Below are 14139 nucleotides of genomic sequence, written 5' to 3'. Positions count from 1 at the left end.
CAACGAAGGGCGACGCATAACAAGGGCACACCGGAACGGCGGTTCCGGTCGCGTCGCGGCGCCCCTCGCTTCTCCTCTGGTGCCCCATGCGCTCGATCCGGCGCTCGCTACTGGCTTACCTGCTGGTGCTGCTCGCACTCGCGCTGGGCGCGGTGGGCGTACTCGTGGACGGGTTCGCGATCGACGCGATCCGCGCCCGCGAGAAATCGGAATCGGACAACATCGAGCACGCCTTCAAAGTGCGCCACCAGGAAGCGAAGGCGAAATTCGACGCGGACCTGGTAGCCGAATCGAAGGCCCTCTCGAAGGAAGTCTTCTACAAGCTCGGGCCGCTCCTGGGCCAAACGGAACCACTGCGCCGGCTCACACCAACGGAACAAATCGCGGTTCAAATCGGTGGGGCCGTTCTCGGTCACAACATGGAATCGCGCCGCCCGCCCGGGGGCGGTCCGGGCGGCCCCGGGCCGCGCCCGGAACCGCAACCACCACTGAGGGCGTCCGAGGACGAGGCCCGTCAGTACAGTTTGCGCCTCGGGTTACTGAGAAACGTTCCCGGGCCGACCCTCTGGTCGCAACTCGCGCCGGCGGCGGCGACCGAACCGATCCTCCGGAGCGCGGGCGGCGACACCCGCCGGCTCAACCCGTACCCGAACTGGGTGGAGTTCGACGGCCCGCGGCTCGTGATCCGGGTCCAAGACGCGCTCCGAAAGGCGTTCACCGACGACGAGCACTCGTTCCCGTACCAGTTCCAAATCACACTGGTGGCGACGTACCCGAACCGCCCCGGGCGGAACATCGCGGTCATCCGATCGGAGGGGATCCACAGCGACCTCTCCATAGACCCCGCGTTCTTGGAACCGACCGAGGAACTGGAACCCAAACTGGTGGGCGACAACCTGCCCGGGTTGGGCGACTGCCTGCGCGTCGTCACCGGTACCCTGGCGGGCGGGCGCCCGATCGGGTTCTGGGTGCTCCTACCGTCCCCGCCCGCCCCGGCCGCCCTCGCCCGATTCTCGCCGTACCCGCCGTGGCGCGGCGGTGCGGACATGGCACTGCGCGCGATCGTCCAAACCGTGCGCCCGTACTCGGACCTCGACGCGCGCCTCGCGGCCGACCAGCAAACGCGGGACGAGCAACTGGAGCGCGTGCGGACCGAGACGCGCGTGGAACTCGCGCAGTTCCGCGGGCGCCTCATCCTGATCGGGGCCGGCACGTTCGCCGCACTGGTACTCGGCGGGTGGTTCTTCGTCGCCCGCGGGCTGGCCCCGCTCCAAATGCTCTCCGACGCCGTCAGCCAGGTGTCCGAAAAGGACTTCCGCTTACCCGTTGTCGCGCACGAACTGGGCCGCGAACTGGCCCCCATCCACGCCCGCATCACGCAGACCCTCACCCTCCTCCAGCGGGCTTTTGAACGGGAGAAACAGGCAGTGGCCGATATTTCGCACGAGCTCCGCACGCCCATCGCGTCCCTCCTCGCTACGATCGACGTCGCCCTCCGCAAGCCGCGCACGCCCGAGCAGTACCGGACCACCCTCGAGGAGTGCCGGCTGATCTCGAAGCAACTGGGCCAGTTGGTCGAGCGGATCATGACCCTCGCCTCGCTCGACGCGGGCAACGACCACACGCACATCACGCGCACCGACGCGGGCGAACTCGCGATCGGGTGCGCGGCCGTCATCCGCCCGCTCGCCGCCGCGAACAACCTCTCGGTCGCGGTGAACACCGACGAAGTGGCGGTCGACACCGACCCGGGCAAACTGCGCGAAGTGCTGATGAACCTGCTGCACAACGCGGTCGAGTACAATTCGCCGAACGGCACGATCGATCTGGCCGTGCGGCGCGAGGGCGAGGCGGTCGTGTTCGAGGTGCGCGACACGGGCATCGGTATGACGCCCGAGGTGCGCGAGCGTATCTTCGAGCGGTTCTACCGCGCGGACTCGTCGCGCCACGCCACCGGGGTTCACGCCGGGTTGGGACTCGCCATCGTAAAAGAGTACGTGGCGCGGCTCAACGGCTCGATCGAAGTGGAAAGCGAACCGGGCACCGGGACCACGTTCCGCGTCACGCTGCCGACGCCCTCCAGCGAACCGGCCCCTTCCGCCATCACACGCATGAAGGCGCCACGCGACGTGGTTCCCAGCGGGTCGTAGTCGTAAGGGACAGCGGTATCAATTAAATCGTGATACCGCCAACGAAGGCCTCACCCCTCGACGCCACCGCAGTCACGGAGAATGGCGCGGAAGGCGTCGGTCGCATACGGGAACAGGTCCGGTCCCGTTACCCCTCCGGTCGGGCCGCCGCCGCGCAGGTGCGGCTCCATCACCGCGAACCCCTTGTACCCCATCGCGACCGCCCCGCGGATGCTGTGCGCGACGTTCCCGTCGCCGGTCCCCGCGATCACACCGTAGTCGTGACCGGCCGCGTGCCCCCCGCGCTTCCAGTCCTTGATGTGGAAGTGCGACGTGTACGCTTTCGTTTTCTCCCACCCCTCGACCGGGTCGAAGTTGCCGTAGGTGTAGTTGGCCGCGTCGTAGGCCGCGCGGAGCGCCGGGCTGTTGACAGTGCCCAGGATGTCCGCGACGCGATCCGGGGAATCGCCGTAGATACGGTGCTCGTTCTCGTGGAACAACACGACGTTGTTTTTGGCCGCGATCTCGGCCTTCGCCCCCATGCGCCGAATCACCTCCGCGCGGTGAGCGGGCCAGTTCGCCGGGTCGAAGTTCGGGTCGTTGCCGGGCGGGTAGTAGCTGAACACGCGGATGCCGCGCGTACCGAGCACGCCACACAGTTCGATGGCCCGCTTGAACTTATCGAGGTGCGGCTCGAACGGGGCGTCCACCGCGACCTTCCCGATGGGCGAGCCGATCGCGGAAAGCCCGATGCCCTCGCCGTCGATGAGTGCCTTGAACTCCTTGATCTGGTCGTCGGTGAGGTTCAACACGTTGGTCTTGTGGATCGACCGGAACTCGATGAACCGAACGCGGCTCGCCTTCAGAACCGCGACCTGTTCGCGCGGGTCGGGCGAGATCTCATCAGCGAATGCGGACAAGGTAAACATGGGTCGGCACCGAAACGGGTTGGTTGGTGCCGGTAGTGTATGAGAAGGCCCAGGTAACCGGCCGGTGGGGGCAGCGAAGCTCTTTTTGACAGTATTCACCAGGCAAAGGCGAACGACCAGTGTGAGCCGGTCGGTGAAGGCCGCGAAGAATTTTTGACAGGATTAACAGGATCAACCAGATTCGGACAAGCCAGAACCCACCGCTCACCGGCCCAACAACGGTCATACTACAAAATCATGTGTCCGTGTTTTGCTGAATCCTGTCGATCCTGCTAATCCTGTCAAAAGCTCTTCTGTCTTACCACTCCGCCTCTTCCTCATACGGGAGCTTCTCGTGCTGCCCGGCGAGGAGCACCGCGATCAGAATTGGCACCAAGATCAGGGCCGCCCGTAGTGCGAGCAGGAGCCACCGATTCTGGCGGCTCACCCGGGGAACGAGAAACGGCGACAGGATCAGCGGCGCGAGCGCCACGAGCCAGAACGATAGCGCGGGAACTTTAGTTTCGTTGTGCGAGGGTCGTGTACCCAGGAACAACCCGGGCAGGAACGCGACCGCGGCCGGGATCGCACCACTCGCGATCGCCCGCGTGCCGTCTTCGCGCGCGGGCACAACGAGGGTGACGACCGCGATTCCGAACATCGCGGAACCGATTATCACCGCGAGTTCCATGAACTTCGCGTTATGCGAATAGAGGAGCACGCCGGCACCGGCGTAGAAGACCGCGGTCAAATACAGAGAGATTTCCGCACTCGCCCCACCTCGCGCGAGGCTATCAAGAACGAGCCAGACGAACACCATCGACGCGATCAATTCCCACCGCAGGGACGCCCACTTGGGGTCGGCCGCGGCGTTTCCCAGAAGGAGCCACGCGCTGACGTAATAAACGGCCGCGATGCGTGGGAGCCAGACGAGTAAATTCGCGGTCCACCACGCCCGTTCGGGCACGGCCCGGCTCACGGCCAACCCGAGCCAGCGAGTCAGCAACCCAACAGCGACCAGCACGAGCGACACACGCGGCAACCATTGCTCGCACGGAGACGTTTCGAGCGGCTTCCACAGGAGCACACGGTACGTGTTCTCCCACGTCGGCGCCGGATCTTCAATCGACAACTTCGGTGGCGCGAAGTTGCCGCACATGAACGCGACCACGACCGCCACCGCGGACCCGAGTGCCGCCGCCCGCCACCGCCCGACTGCCAGAAACGCGCCCAAGACGAGCGCCGCAGCGCCCGCGCCCGGGAGTACCGCGTGGTACAGGGCTTCGAGCACATCTTTGAGTGGGGGTGGCGGGGGCATCGGAACGAGCTCCTTAATTGCTTACTTCTTCGCTTCGACCTTGATACCCAGTTCGACCTTGTCTTCGATCTTGCCCTTGCCGTAGTTCATGCCCCACAGGGTGCGGTCGATGGCGAACGACGCGGCGACTTCGAGCTTCCCGTCCTTCTCGGTGATGGTCGCGGGGAAGCTGACCGACTTCGTCTTGCCGAGGAGCGTCAGGTCGCCGGTGACGGTGTAGCCCGCCGTGCCCTTCTCCACCTTCGTCGATTTGAACGTGGCCTTCGGCTGGTTCTTCACGTCGAAGAAGTCCGCGTTTTTGAGGTGCCCGGTGAGCTTCTCGTCGTCGGAGAAAATCGACTCCGTTTCGATCTCCACCGTGACCTCGAGCTTCGTGGGGTCACCACCAGCGACGGTCGCGGACCCGGTGAGCTTGCCGAACCCGCCGGTGTGCTTGCCGTCGGTCTTCTTCCCGACGAACGTGACCTTCGTGTTGTCGCCGGTGAGGGCGTACTTCGCGTCCGCGGCGCTGGCGGGGACGGCGAGGGCTGCGACGAGACCGAGCGCGATCAGAATCCGAGGCATGGTCAGCTTCTCCGCGTTGAAAAGAAAAGACGGGAACCGATCCGCCGGTCCGAGTAACCGGCGACACGACCGCAGTGACGTGCGCGGTCGTGGGAAGTGTACTCAGCTACCGGGCGAGGGGCGCGGGCTTACAACAGAATTTCACATCGGAAACTAGGATAGTGGGAGAAGACAGAGAACTGATATCAGAAGGCAGAGGACAGAAGACAGAAATCAGCGAAGGCAGAACGGCCACAAAAAAGCACAAAGGGCACAAAAGAAGAGGGCAAATATCAGATGACCAAGATCGCACGCTTTGGCTTAAGCCCCGATAGGGGCGGCCGATGGTAGCCCAAGGTTACACCAAATCACCCGAGGTTTGGAGGAAGGGAAGTCCGCCAGGGGTTGCGCTCGCGTAGCTCGCTTCACCCCTGGCTACTCGCCTACGCCCCTATCGGGGCTGACCCAAGTACGCGCTCTTCTCTTGTTTGATCCGCGTAATCTGCGTTATCCGCGGCTCCGCCTTTTGATCTCTGTTCTCTTCCTTGCGCCTTTTTATAGCCATCCTGCCTTCTGTCTTGATCCGTGTTCTCTGTGTTTATCCGTGGCGGATTTCGCCCCTCGCTACGCCTTCTTGCGGCCGACGACCTTGAGTCGGATCTTGTCGCCCGCGAAGACCTTTTCGCCGTGCGCGGGGAAGCGGATCTTCACGCGGCGCAGGGCGCCGTAGCCGCTCACGTCCGTCACGTTGCCGAGGCCGAACTCCTCGTGCTGGACTAGTACGCCCACCGCCAGTCCGGTGTCCGGCGCGTCGGGGATGGTGGGCTTCAGTTCCGGGTTCGGCTTCCGCGGCGGGATGAATGGCCGGGCGCCGGTATCGGCCCAGTCCTTCGCGGCCGAACTCGCCTTCAGGCGCCACTCGTCGGCCGCGGTGCGTGCGGCGTTGCGGGCCATCGACGGGTCGATGAACTCCACGCCGCCGCGCGGCAACTCCTGCAAGAACCCGGACGGGATGCAGTAGTTCAACTGCCCACGGAACTCGCGCATCCGGGCGTGGCACATATACAGTTCCTTCATCGCGCGCGTCATGCCTACGAAGCACAACCGGCGCTCCTCTTCGATCTCGTCGTCGCGCCCCATGCTGCGCTCGTGCGGCAACAGCCCTTCTTCCACCGCGAGGACGTACACCACGGGGAACTCCAGCCCCTTCGAGGCGTGCAGCGTCATCACGGAGACGTGATCGGCCTGCTCGTCCCAGCCGTCGACGTCCGACGCGAGCGTGATCTGCTCGAGGAAGTCCGTAATGGTGCGGGTGTTGTCCTCGTCCCAGAACTGTTTCGCGGCGGTAACGAGTTCGCCCACGTTCGCGAGCCGCTCCGCGTCGTCCTCGTCGGTCGAGTCGCGCAGCATGGCCTCGTAGCCCGACTTCTCCAGCACGAGCTGAACGAGTTCGTGCGGCGGGAGGGCGAGCCTCGATCGCATGTCCGACATCATCCGGTGGAAATCCCGCAGCCCGCTCACGGCCTTCCCGCGGATCTCGGTGATCCGCGCGACCTGCCCGGCCGCTTCCAGCAGCCCGATCTCTTGGTCCGCGGCGAACCCCTGGAGCTTGTCCAGCGACACCTTGCCGATCCCGCGGCCGGGTTCGTTCACGACGCGGAGGAAGCTCACGGTGTCCTGCGGGTTCGCGAGCAACCGCAGGTACGCGAGCACGTCGCGGTTCTCTTTGCGCTCGAAGAACGCCAGCCCCTTCACGATCTGGAACGGCACACCGTGCTTGACGAAGGCGCTTTCGAGCGACCGCGTGAGCGCGTTGATGCGCATGAAGATCGCGTGGTCGCGGTACTTGAACTTGCCGCTCTTCGCGGCCTCTTTGATGCGCAGCACCACGCCCTCGGCCTCGTCCAGCCCGTTGTCGAACGTGATCACGCGGACCGGGTCGCCTTGTGGGTTGTCGGTGACGAGATCCTTCTTCTTGCGCTGCTTGTTGTGGTCGATGAGCACGCTGGCCGCGTGGATGATCGACTTCGTGCTGCGGTAGTTCTGTGCCAGCGTGATGGTGCGCGAGTCCGGGAAGTCGCGCTCGAAATCCAAGATGATTTTGATGTCCGAGCCGCGCCACTTGTAAATCGAGTTGTGGACCACGACCCCGTTGGCGACGAAATTGCGCGTGTCCGGAACCGACAGGTCGTACACAGGACCGTCGTAATCTTCCCACTCCACCGATTCCACCAAGCGCTCTTCGATTCCGTTCCCGACGCACACGGGCACCACCATTCCCGGTTGCAGGTGGCTGGCCGGCATAAACGGGAACGCTTTGGACTTGGTCAACCGCGCGCGGGAGACCAGTTCAAAGTCGTCGACCTTGTTAATCGACTCCGCGAGCAAAAGTGCGTCATCGTACCCCTTACGTGACGTCTCGATCCGCCAGGTTCCCTTGTTACCGTTACGCACCGGAAGCGCAGCTGCCATCGCCTTGGCCCGCAGCTCCGCACCGGACGTAATGACCTGAACACGATGCTCATGCCACCGCTTCCCCGTTTTCGGGCGCGGGTCGCCGAACACCGTGAATTGAACGAACCGCCGGGCGATCCCGCCGCGCGTAACGGCCCCGGGGCGGTGGTGCGGGTAGCGCCGATCCAAATGGAAGTCCGCCATCAACCGGGCGGCCGCGGCGCACGTGTCGATCTCGCGGAAGAGGCGGTCGACCAGATCCTGGCTGATCCCCATGTTCCGCCCGCGAACGAAGAACACCATCGTCGGGATACCGTACTTCACCGACAGGAACTGTTCGTGGAAACGGGCTTCGGACGACGAGCGGCAGGTGCGCACGATCCACATCGCGTCCGCGACTTCTTGATTGGTGCGCACTTGGAGGCCGGACATGAGCGGGCCGCTCTTGCTCGTGCGCACCCCGCGCGTCGTCCCCAACCGGAAACCGACCCCGCGCTTCCACATGAGGTACACATGGTGCAAATTGGGATCGGGTTGGAGCCGGGCGAAGCAGACGTGGTTCGGCGTCGCCCGGAGCACGATCCCGCCCTCGACCGTGACCCGCATCACCTTACCCCGGTGGGGGTTAACCATCACCTTGTCCACTCGCATCGGCGCGACCTTCCCCCACCCGATACCGGACATCACCTCATCGCCGTCGCGGATCTGTTCGATCGGCTTCCGCCCGCTCGGGGTGTCGACGAGTGTGCCCGGGAGCAGGCACTGGTCCGGATCCCCGACCACGCACAGGTTCGGGTAGTTCAGGCTGAGCTGCTTGACGATCTGGTACTGCGCCGAGTTGGTGTCCTGGTACTCGTCGATGAGCACATATTTGAAGCGCGCGTCGAGTTCGGCCCGCAGCTCCTCGTTCGTCTTGAGCGCCATCGCGGGGAGGTACAGCAGGTCATCGAAGTCCATCGCGTTGGCCTTGCGGAGCCGCTTCTCGTACCCGTGGTACACCTTCCCCACGACCTGCTGGAAGAAGTCTGTGGCGGTGCGCTCGTACTGCGGGGGCGTGAGGAGTTGGTTCTTCGCCTTGCTGATCGCGCTGCCGACGCGCTCCGGGCTGAACTTCACGTTGTCCATGCCGCTCGCTTCGAGTGCGTCCTTCACCAACTTGTTGCGGTCGTCCACGTCGTAGATGGTGAAATTGCGGTCGAACCCGAGGCGCTCCGCGTACTGGCGCAGGAGGCGCGCGCCGAGGCTGTGGAACGTGCTCACCCACACCCGGTTGCCCGGCGCCAGTTTCTCGACGCGGTTCTTCATCTCGCTGGCGGCCTTGTTCGTGAACGTGATCGCCAGGATGTTGCTCGCGCGCACGCCGGACCGGAGCAGGTGCGCGACCCGGCGCGTGATCACGCGCGTCTTCCCGCTCCCCGCGCCCGCGAGGATCAGGAGCGGCCCCTCCCCGTGCATCACCGCAGCCCGTTGATCGTCGGTGAGGTCGGCGAGCAGGTCGTTTGAATCGGACATCGCGAGTCCTTCCAGAAGTTCTTCCGCACAATGACAGAGAATCCGGTCCCCGGCCCTCGTTCCTACAAAGAGGAAAGAGAAGAAAACCCACAAGCGGTTCGGCCCTCCGCGTTCGGGAGGGGGATGGAGACGGGTTCTTCAACTGCGAATTCTACCGGCTCGCACCGGGCGTGCGAAGGTCAGCCAGAACCGGCCCCTTCCCCGCATCCGAATTCGCCGGAGGGACGATGGAAATACTCGGCCTCGGCACCCAGGTCATGGAGTGCGCGCGGGTGCGGCAGTTGCTCGACGAACACGCCGACGCCTTCTTGAGACAGGTCTATACCGACCGCGAGGTCCGGTTTTGCAACGCGAAGCGCCAAACCACCGAACAGTACACGGCGCTCTGGGCCGCGAAAGAGGCGGTGTTCCGGGCGCTGGGTACGACCTGGAAGCGCGGGATGAACTGGACCGACGTGGAAATCTTCTGCGACCCGGGAACCCCGCCGCACGCGACCGTGAGCGGGGCGACCCGGGAACTGATGACGGCCCGCGGCGCGAACCACGTGATGCTCACGCTGGCGTTCTGCCGCAGTTTCGCGACCGCGACGGCCATCGCGGGCCGCGCGGCCGGGCCGCCGGTTCCCGAAGACACGGCCCTGGACGATTGACGCGGGGCCGACCTTCCAACGCCCGGATGTTACTGCAACCCGTCGCCCACTTCGCGCAACAAGGCTTTGGCGGCCTTGAACGCGGCCCGAACGCTCATCACCCGGCCCTCGATCTGGTCCGACGTGAACGGGCGGGCGGGGTCCGCTTTCGGCAGCCCGGCCAGTTCCAGCGTGAGCGGCAGCATCTTCATGAACTCGGTCATTCGGCTCTGTTTCAGTTCGTTGCTGACGGGCTGGTCCATTGGTGCAACTCCGTTCGGGTATCGTGCGCGGGACGTGGCGAACCGGTTCCCTCCAAGCCTACCGTAACGGGCGCAACATCTCAAGCGCGGGCGCCCATCCTGCCTCGGGTCAGCTATCTCGCGTCTCTTCCCCCGACCGCGAACCTTTTCTATCTCGCGGCAACGCCCGGAACTTAAACCGGAACCCAAAAATTTTCCGGTTCGACTGGCAGACTAGCTAAATACTTCCGCCTGTACCGTCGATGGGATGGTGGGGATACCCGTCCGAATTGACTGGGGCCGCTCGCAAATGCGGGCGAACGGTTCGATCGGGTAATCGCGGGTCCAGGGTGGGAGCGGGGAACACACATGAGCCGGAGCCGATGGTTCACACGAGCGCTCGCCGGGGTGCTAACTGTTTCCGCCGCGGGGGGGTGTAAGCAGCAACTGTTTATGGACCCCGCGGACTACAAGGACGCGGCCTCGCTGAAGCTGCCCGCGTCGCTCGAATCGAACCCGCACGGCGCGATCGCGCCGGGGCAGGTCGACAAGCTGAGCGGCGGCACGACCACGGTGATCGACTTCGTGCGCCCGCCGCGGCACATGACGCTCCGCGAGTGCGTCGCCCTCGCGCTCGAACAGGGGAACGTGGGGAGCCAGGCCCCGAGCAACCCCGGGTTCAAGAACGAGCAGGCCGAGTCGTTCGCCGGGCGCAGCGTCAGCGGCACCGACTCGATCCGCGCGTTCGCCATCGACCCGGCCATCGCCACCGCGGAAATCGAGCGCTCGGTGAGCAAGTTCGACGCGCGCTGGATCACCTCGATGCAGTGGCAGAAGATCGACCAGCCGGTCGCGGCCCAGTTCCTCTCGTTCCAGCAGTCCCGCGACGCGGCCACGTTCAGCAGCACGCTCGCCAAGCCGCTGCCCACGGGCGGTGTGGCCGGGATCACGTTCAGCACCGATTACTCGAAGTTCTCGCAGAGCTCCACGACCCAGACGTCGCTGGTCAACCCGAACTACACGCCGCGCGTGCAGCTCACGGTCGAGCAGCCGCTGTTGCGGTTGTTCGGGGTGGAGATGAACCAGCTCTCCTCGACGCACCCCGGGAGCCTCTTGCTCCAGGGCGTGCAGTCCACGGGCGTCGGGACCGAGGGCATCTTGCTCACGCGCCTGCGACTCGACCAGACCCGGGCCAACTTCGACATCCTCGTCAACTACATGCTGTTGAACGTGGAGGCGGCGTACTGGAACCTGTACGCCTCGTACTACAACCTGTACGCCCAGGAAGAGGGGCTCCGGCAGGCGTATGAGGGGTACCGGTACACGTACCTCCGCGTCGAGGCGGGGGCCCTGCGGCCGCAGAACCTGGACCAGATCCAGGCCCAGTTCGAGCGGTTCCGGCGCCAGGTGTACCAGGCCCGCGGAACGGTACTGGAAAGCGAGCGCCAGTTGCGCGGCCTCATCGGGCTGCGGAGCGACGACGGCGTCCGGCTCGTCCCCATCGACGAACCGAACCTCGCGCCCTACAAGCCGGACTTCCAGGAGTCGGCCAACGACGCCATCGCGTACCGCCCGGACCTGCTGCTCGCCCGCCAGGACGTGAAGTTCCGGCAGCTCGACCTGCTGCTCCAGAAGAACTTGCGGCGCCCCGACCTGCGGGCCTTCGGCCAGTACGACATGGCCGGCCTCGGCACGCGACTCGACGGGCGCGCGGAGGACTTCGGCGCCAACGGGAACACGACCCCGGGCAACGCCTTCAGCAACTTCATCGACAACCGGTTCAACAGTTGGACCCTCGGGGTGCGGCTCGACATGCCGCTCGGGTTCCGCGACGCCAACGCCCTGGTGCGCCAGGCCCAGTTGAACATGGCCAAGAGCTACATCCAGCTCCGGGACAACGAGCTGAAGGCCGTCGAGTTCCTGATCCTCCAGTACCGGCGCGTGGTCCAGACGCACACGGAAATCGCCCCGGCCCGGGCCGAGCGCGAGGCCCTTCAGCGGTACGTGGCCCGGATCAAGGCCGCCCTGCTGATCGAGGGTCCGCGCGAGCAGGACTTCCTCAGTAACTTGACCGTGCAGCAACAGTTGGCGGCGGCGATCGCGGCCGAGACGCAGGCGGTGGCCAACTACAACATCGCCCTGTCCCAGTTCGAGTGGGCGAAGGGAACGATTCAGCAGTACAACAACGTGTCGGTCGGTGATGGTCAACTACCGCCGTGGGTCTCCAAGCGGGCCAAGGACCACATCCGCGAGCGGACCGAAGCGGCCATCAAACTGCGCGACCAGCCGGTGGCCCCGGGCGGCGTCGCGGCCGGCGGGCACTCGGTCTCGCAAGTGGGCGGCACCGCGTCGCTGCTCCAGCTCCCGCCGTTCGCCGAGAAGCGCGACCCGGTACCGGAGAACCTGCCGGCGATGCCGGAACCGAAGAACCCGAACGACCCGAACGCCCCGCGCCCCGGGTCCGACCAGCGCCCGATCCCGGACGCCTCGCGCCCCGGGAACACCGGCTCGGCTCCGGAATACTTCCAGCCGGGCGGCCGGGTCCAGCTCCCGCCGCTCCCGAGCGGCCGACCGAGCGGCACCAACGTGCCCCCGGTGACCGGGAGCGGGAACGCCTCGGGTGGGGACTACTTCCGCCCCACCGGGCGGGCAACGGTCCCGGAGCCGACTCCGTACCGCCCCGCGGTGAGTGGAACGGGGGCGCCCGCGATCCCGTCCGCGTCGAGCGACCGCCCCACGCTCCCGCCGCTGCCGGACGCGAGCAAGTCCAGTGGGCTGACCCCTTCGGTGCCGGCCGGCCCCGCGATCCCGCCGACGCTCCCGCCGCTGCCGGGTGGCCAGTAAGTGTGAGCCAACAGCGAGTGTGAATGAAGATCGGGGCGCCTTTGGGCGCCCCGATCGCGTTTTGTAGCACTTATCATGTCGGAACGGGATCTGGGCAGTCGGTCTCAGGATTGAGTAAGATTCGTGTGGTCAATCCGCACCAACAGTGGCAGAACGTATAAGGTGAACGCGGATGGGCCAACGATACTCATTTGAACTCTTCTACCCAGTTACCCGGGTAAGTGAAGCTCTGATCGCGCTGAATGGCGCCCGGCCCACCGCCCGACGCGGTCGCCAGCACGCACCAGCCGTGGACCTCAGCCAGCTCTCTCCCGAATCACCGGTGTTCGCCGAACTTGCCATGTTGCTACCCGCCGATGCGGTGGCGCGCTGGTACGCCGACCCGTTCGATGAATTGAAGCCGGAGTGGACCGACGCCGGGCTCGAATGTCTACCGATTGGGATCATCGATCTCGCAGTCCGCGTCGGTGGAGAATACGTGCTGTTCAGTTACACCGCACGAACGAATTCAATCAGCCTGATATTCGAGGAACCAACAGTCTAGCAACGATTCAGCGAATTACTCGAACCGGCTGGCGGGATCACCGGGCTGTTCTGTGGACCGGTCCGCCGGGACCGAGGGCCGTACCCGATACTCCCGAACGGACGGGAAGTCATCGAGTTAAATTTCTTTGAATTCGTACTGGAGGAAAGGGAGTTGTACTGGCACATCGACACTGACCGGTATGCCCGCGCCGTTCTGAGCGCTCCACGACTCTTGGTCAAAACGGACAACCGGTGAGATCATTTCAGGACTGAATCCAGCATTTCCGGCACTATCTCACGGCCACGACTCGCGAGCCGTTCTTCACCCGAGCGATTTCTTTGAGAAAGCTCAGCTTCGGCCCGTGGACGAGCAAGTACAACATTCGGGTACCGTAGCTCGATGCGTTGTGTTGAAACCGCCAGGAGGCGCTTGTGGGGACCGTCGCATTTCCACTGAGGCCCGCGACCCACGCCGACCTGCCCCGCTTGTGCGAACTCATCGACCAATCGGTGCGAGCGCTCAGCGCGGGTTACTACACCCCCGCACAAATCGAGAGCGCGCTTCGGTTCGTGTTCGGACCTGACACGCAGTTGATCGCGGATCAGACCTACTTCGTTATCGAAAGCGAAAATGGAGAACTGGCCGCCGCGGGCGGATGGAGCCGGCGCCGGACGCTCTACGGTGGCGACCAAATGAAAGAAACCGACGACCCGCTTTTAGACCCCGCGACCGAACCGGCGCGAATTCGAGCGTTCTTCGTTCACCCCGCGTGGGCGCGACGCGGACTGGCCCGGCAGTTGTTCGATCGCTGTGCGTCCGATGCGGGTCGGTCCGGGTTCCACACACTGGAACTCATGGCCACGTTGCCCGGCGAACCACTCTATCAGGCACTGGGCTTCACGCCCGTCGAAAGAATCACAACGGAATTGCCCGACGGTGAAACACTCCCGCTCGTGCGCATGACACGACCACTCCCCGCTATGTCCTGATCGGCGGAAGTGACGGTTACACATTCCGAACGGAGCCGTTGACTG

10 protein-coding genes are annotated in these 14139 nt (G+C 64.9%); 5 read left to right on the top strand and 5 right to left on the bottom strand.

Annotated elements, in window-relative coordinates:
- The first annotated feature begins 86 nt into the window (after positions 1-86).
- Positions 87-2150, top strand: coding sequence for a sensor histidine kinase (locus VT84_RS08450; RefSeq protein ID WP_082839203.1), 2064 nt, complete (start codon positions 87-89; stop codon positions 2148-2150).
- Positions 2151-2200: 50 nt separating this feature from the next.
- Here VT84_RS08450 and VT84_RS08445 read toward each other — a convergent pair whose 3' ends face one another.
- From VT84_RS08445 to VT84_RS40655, 4 genes are all read right to left on the bottom strand, one after another.
- Complete coding sequence (locus VT84_RS08445; protein ID WP_082839202.1) at positions 2201-3058, bottom strand: sugar phosphate isomerase/epimerase family protein; 858 nt, start codon at positions 3056-3058, stop codon at positions 2201-2203.
- A 298-nt stretch (positions 3059-3356) separates the two neighbouring features.
- Positions 3357-4355 carry a hypothetical protein gene (locus VT84_RS08440; RefSeq protein WP_052559611.1) on the bottom strand — a complete coding sequence of 333 codons (999 nt, stop codon included), beginning with the start codon at positions 4353-4355 and terminating at the stop codon, positions 3357-3359.
- 21 nt (positions 4356-4376) lie between these two features.
- Complete coding sequence (locus VT84_RS08435) at positions 4377-4919, bottom strand: YceI family protein (RefSeq protein WP_052559610.1); 543 nt, start codon at positions 4917-4919, stop codon at positions 4377-4379.
- Positions 4920-5522: 603 nt separating this feature from the next.
- Entirely contained in the window at positions 5523-8864 is a 3342-nt protein-coding gene (locus VT84_RS40655) for a UvrD-helicase domain-containing protein (protein WP_082839201.1), read from the bottom strand.
- Positions 8865-9091: 227 nt separating this feature from the next.
- On the opposite strand from VT84_RS40655, the gene VT84_RS08425 reads away from it, so the two are divergent.
- A complete protein-coding gene (locus VT84_RS08425; protein ID WP_052559608.1) occupies positions 9092-9514 on the top strand; it encodes a holo-ACP synthase in 423 nt (140 codons plus the stop codon).
- A gap of 29 nt (positions 9515-9543) precedes the next feature.
- On the opposite strand, the gene VT84_RS08420 is transcribed toward VT84_RS08425, so the two are convergent.
- Positions 9544-9756, bottom strand: a complete 213-nt coding sequence (locus VT84_RS08420) for a hypothetical protein (RefSeq protein WP_052559607.1) — start codon at positions 9754-9756, stop codon at positions 9544-9546.
- A gap of 348 nt (positions 9757-10104) precedes the next feature.
- On the opposite strand from VT84_RS08420, the gene VT84_RS08415 reads away from it, so the two are divergent.
- From VT84_RS08415 to VT84_RS08405, 3 genes are all read left to right on the top strand, one after another.
- Positions 10105-12579, top strand: coding sequence for a TolC family protein (locus tag VT84_RS08415; RefSeq protein ID WP_082839200.1), 2475 nt, complete (start codon positions 10105-10107; stop codon positions 12577-12579).
- Between the two features lie 172 nt (positions 12580-12751).
- Positions 12752-13123 carry a hypothetical protein gene (locus tag VT84_RS38270; protein ID WP_157469316.1) on the top strand — a complete coding sequence of 124 codons (372 nt, stop codon included), beginning with the start codon at positions 12752-12754 and terminating at the stop codon, positions 13121-13123.
- A gap of 413 nt (positions 13124-13536) precedes the next feature.
- Positions 13537-14094 (top strand): GNAT family N-acetyltransferase, encoded by a 558-nt coding sequence (locus VT84_RS08405; RefSeq protein ID WP_052559604.1) that lies wholly within the window; start codon positions 13537-13539, stop codon positions 14092-14094.
- The last annotated feature ends 45 nt before the right edge of the window (positions 14095-14139 follow it).

This window comes from Gemmata sp. SH-PL17, from assembly GCF_001610855.1.
GTDB classification, from domain to species: Bacteria; Planctomycetota; Planctomycetia; order Gemmatales; family Gemmataceae; genus Gemmata; species Gemmata massiliana.
This window is presented reverse-complemented; position numbering and strand designations above follow the sequence as displayed.

Coding starts and splice junctions, on each gene's coding strand:
- VT84_RS08420 (WP_052559607.1), bottom strand. CDS start 9,756: ATGGACCAGCCCGTCAGCAACGAACTGAAACAGAGCCGAATGACCGAG.
- VT84_RS08415 (WP_082839200.1), top strand. CDS start 10,105: ATGAGCCGGAGCCGATGGTTCACACGAGCGCTCGCCGGGGTGCTAACT.
- VT84_RS38270 (WP_157469316.1), top strand. CDS start 12,752: ATGGGCCAACGATACTCATTTGAACTCTTCTACCCAGTTACCCGGGTA.
- VT84_RS08435 (WP_052559610.1), bottom strand. CDS start 4,919: ATGCCTCGGATTCTGATCGCGCTCGGTCTCGTCGCAGCCCTCGCCGTC.
- VT84_RS40655 (WP_082839201.1), bottom strand. CDS start 8,864: ATGTCCGATTCAAACGACCTGCTCGCCGACCTCACCGACGATCAACGG.
- VT84_RS08445 (WP_082839202.1), bottom strand. CDS start 3,058: ATGTTTACCTTGTCCGCATTCGCTGATGAGATCTCGCCCGACCCGCGC.
- VT84_RS08440 (WP_052559611.1), bottom strand. CDS start 4,355: ATGCCCCCGCCACCCCCACTCAAAGATGTGCTCGAAGCCCTGTACCAC.
- VT84_RS08425 (WP_052559608.1), top strand. CDS start 9,092: ATGGAAATACTCGGCCTCGGCACCCAGGTCATGGAGTGCGCGCGGGTG.
- VT84_RS08450 (WP_082839203.1), top strand. CDS start 87: ATGCGCTCGATCCGGCGCTCGCTACTGGCTTACCTGCTGGTGCTGCTC.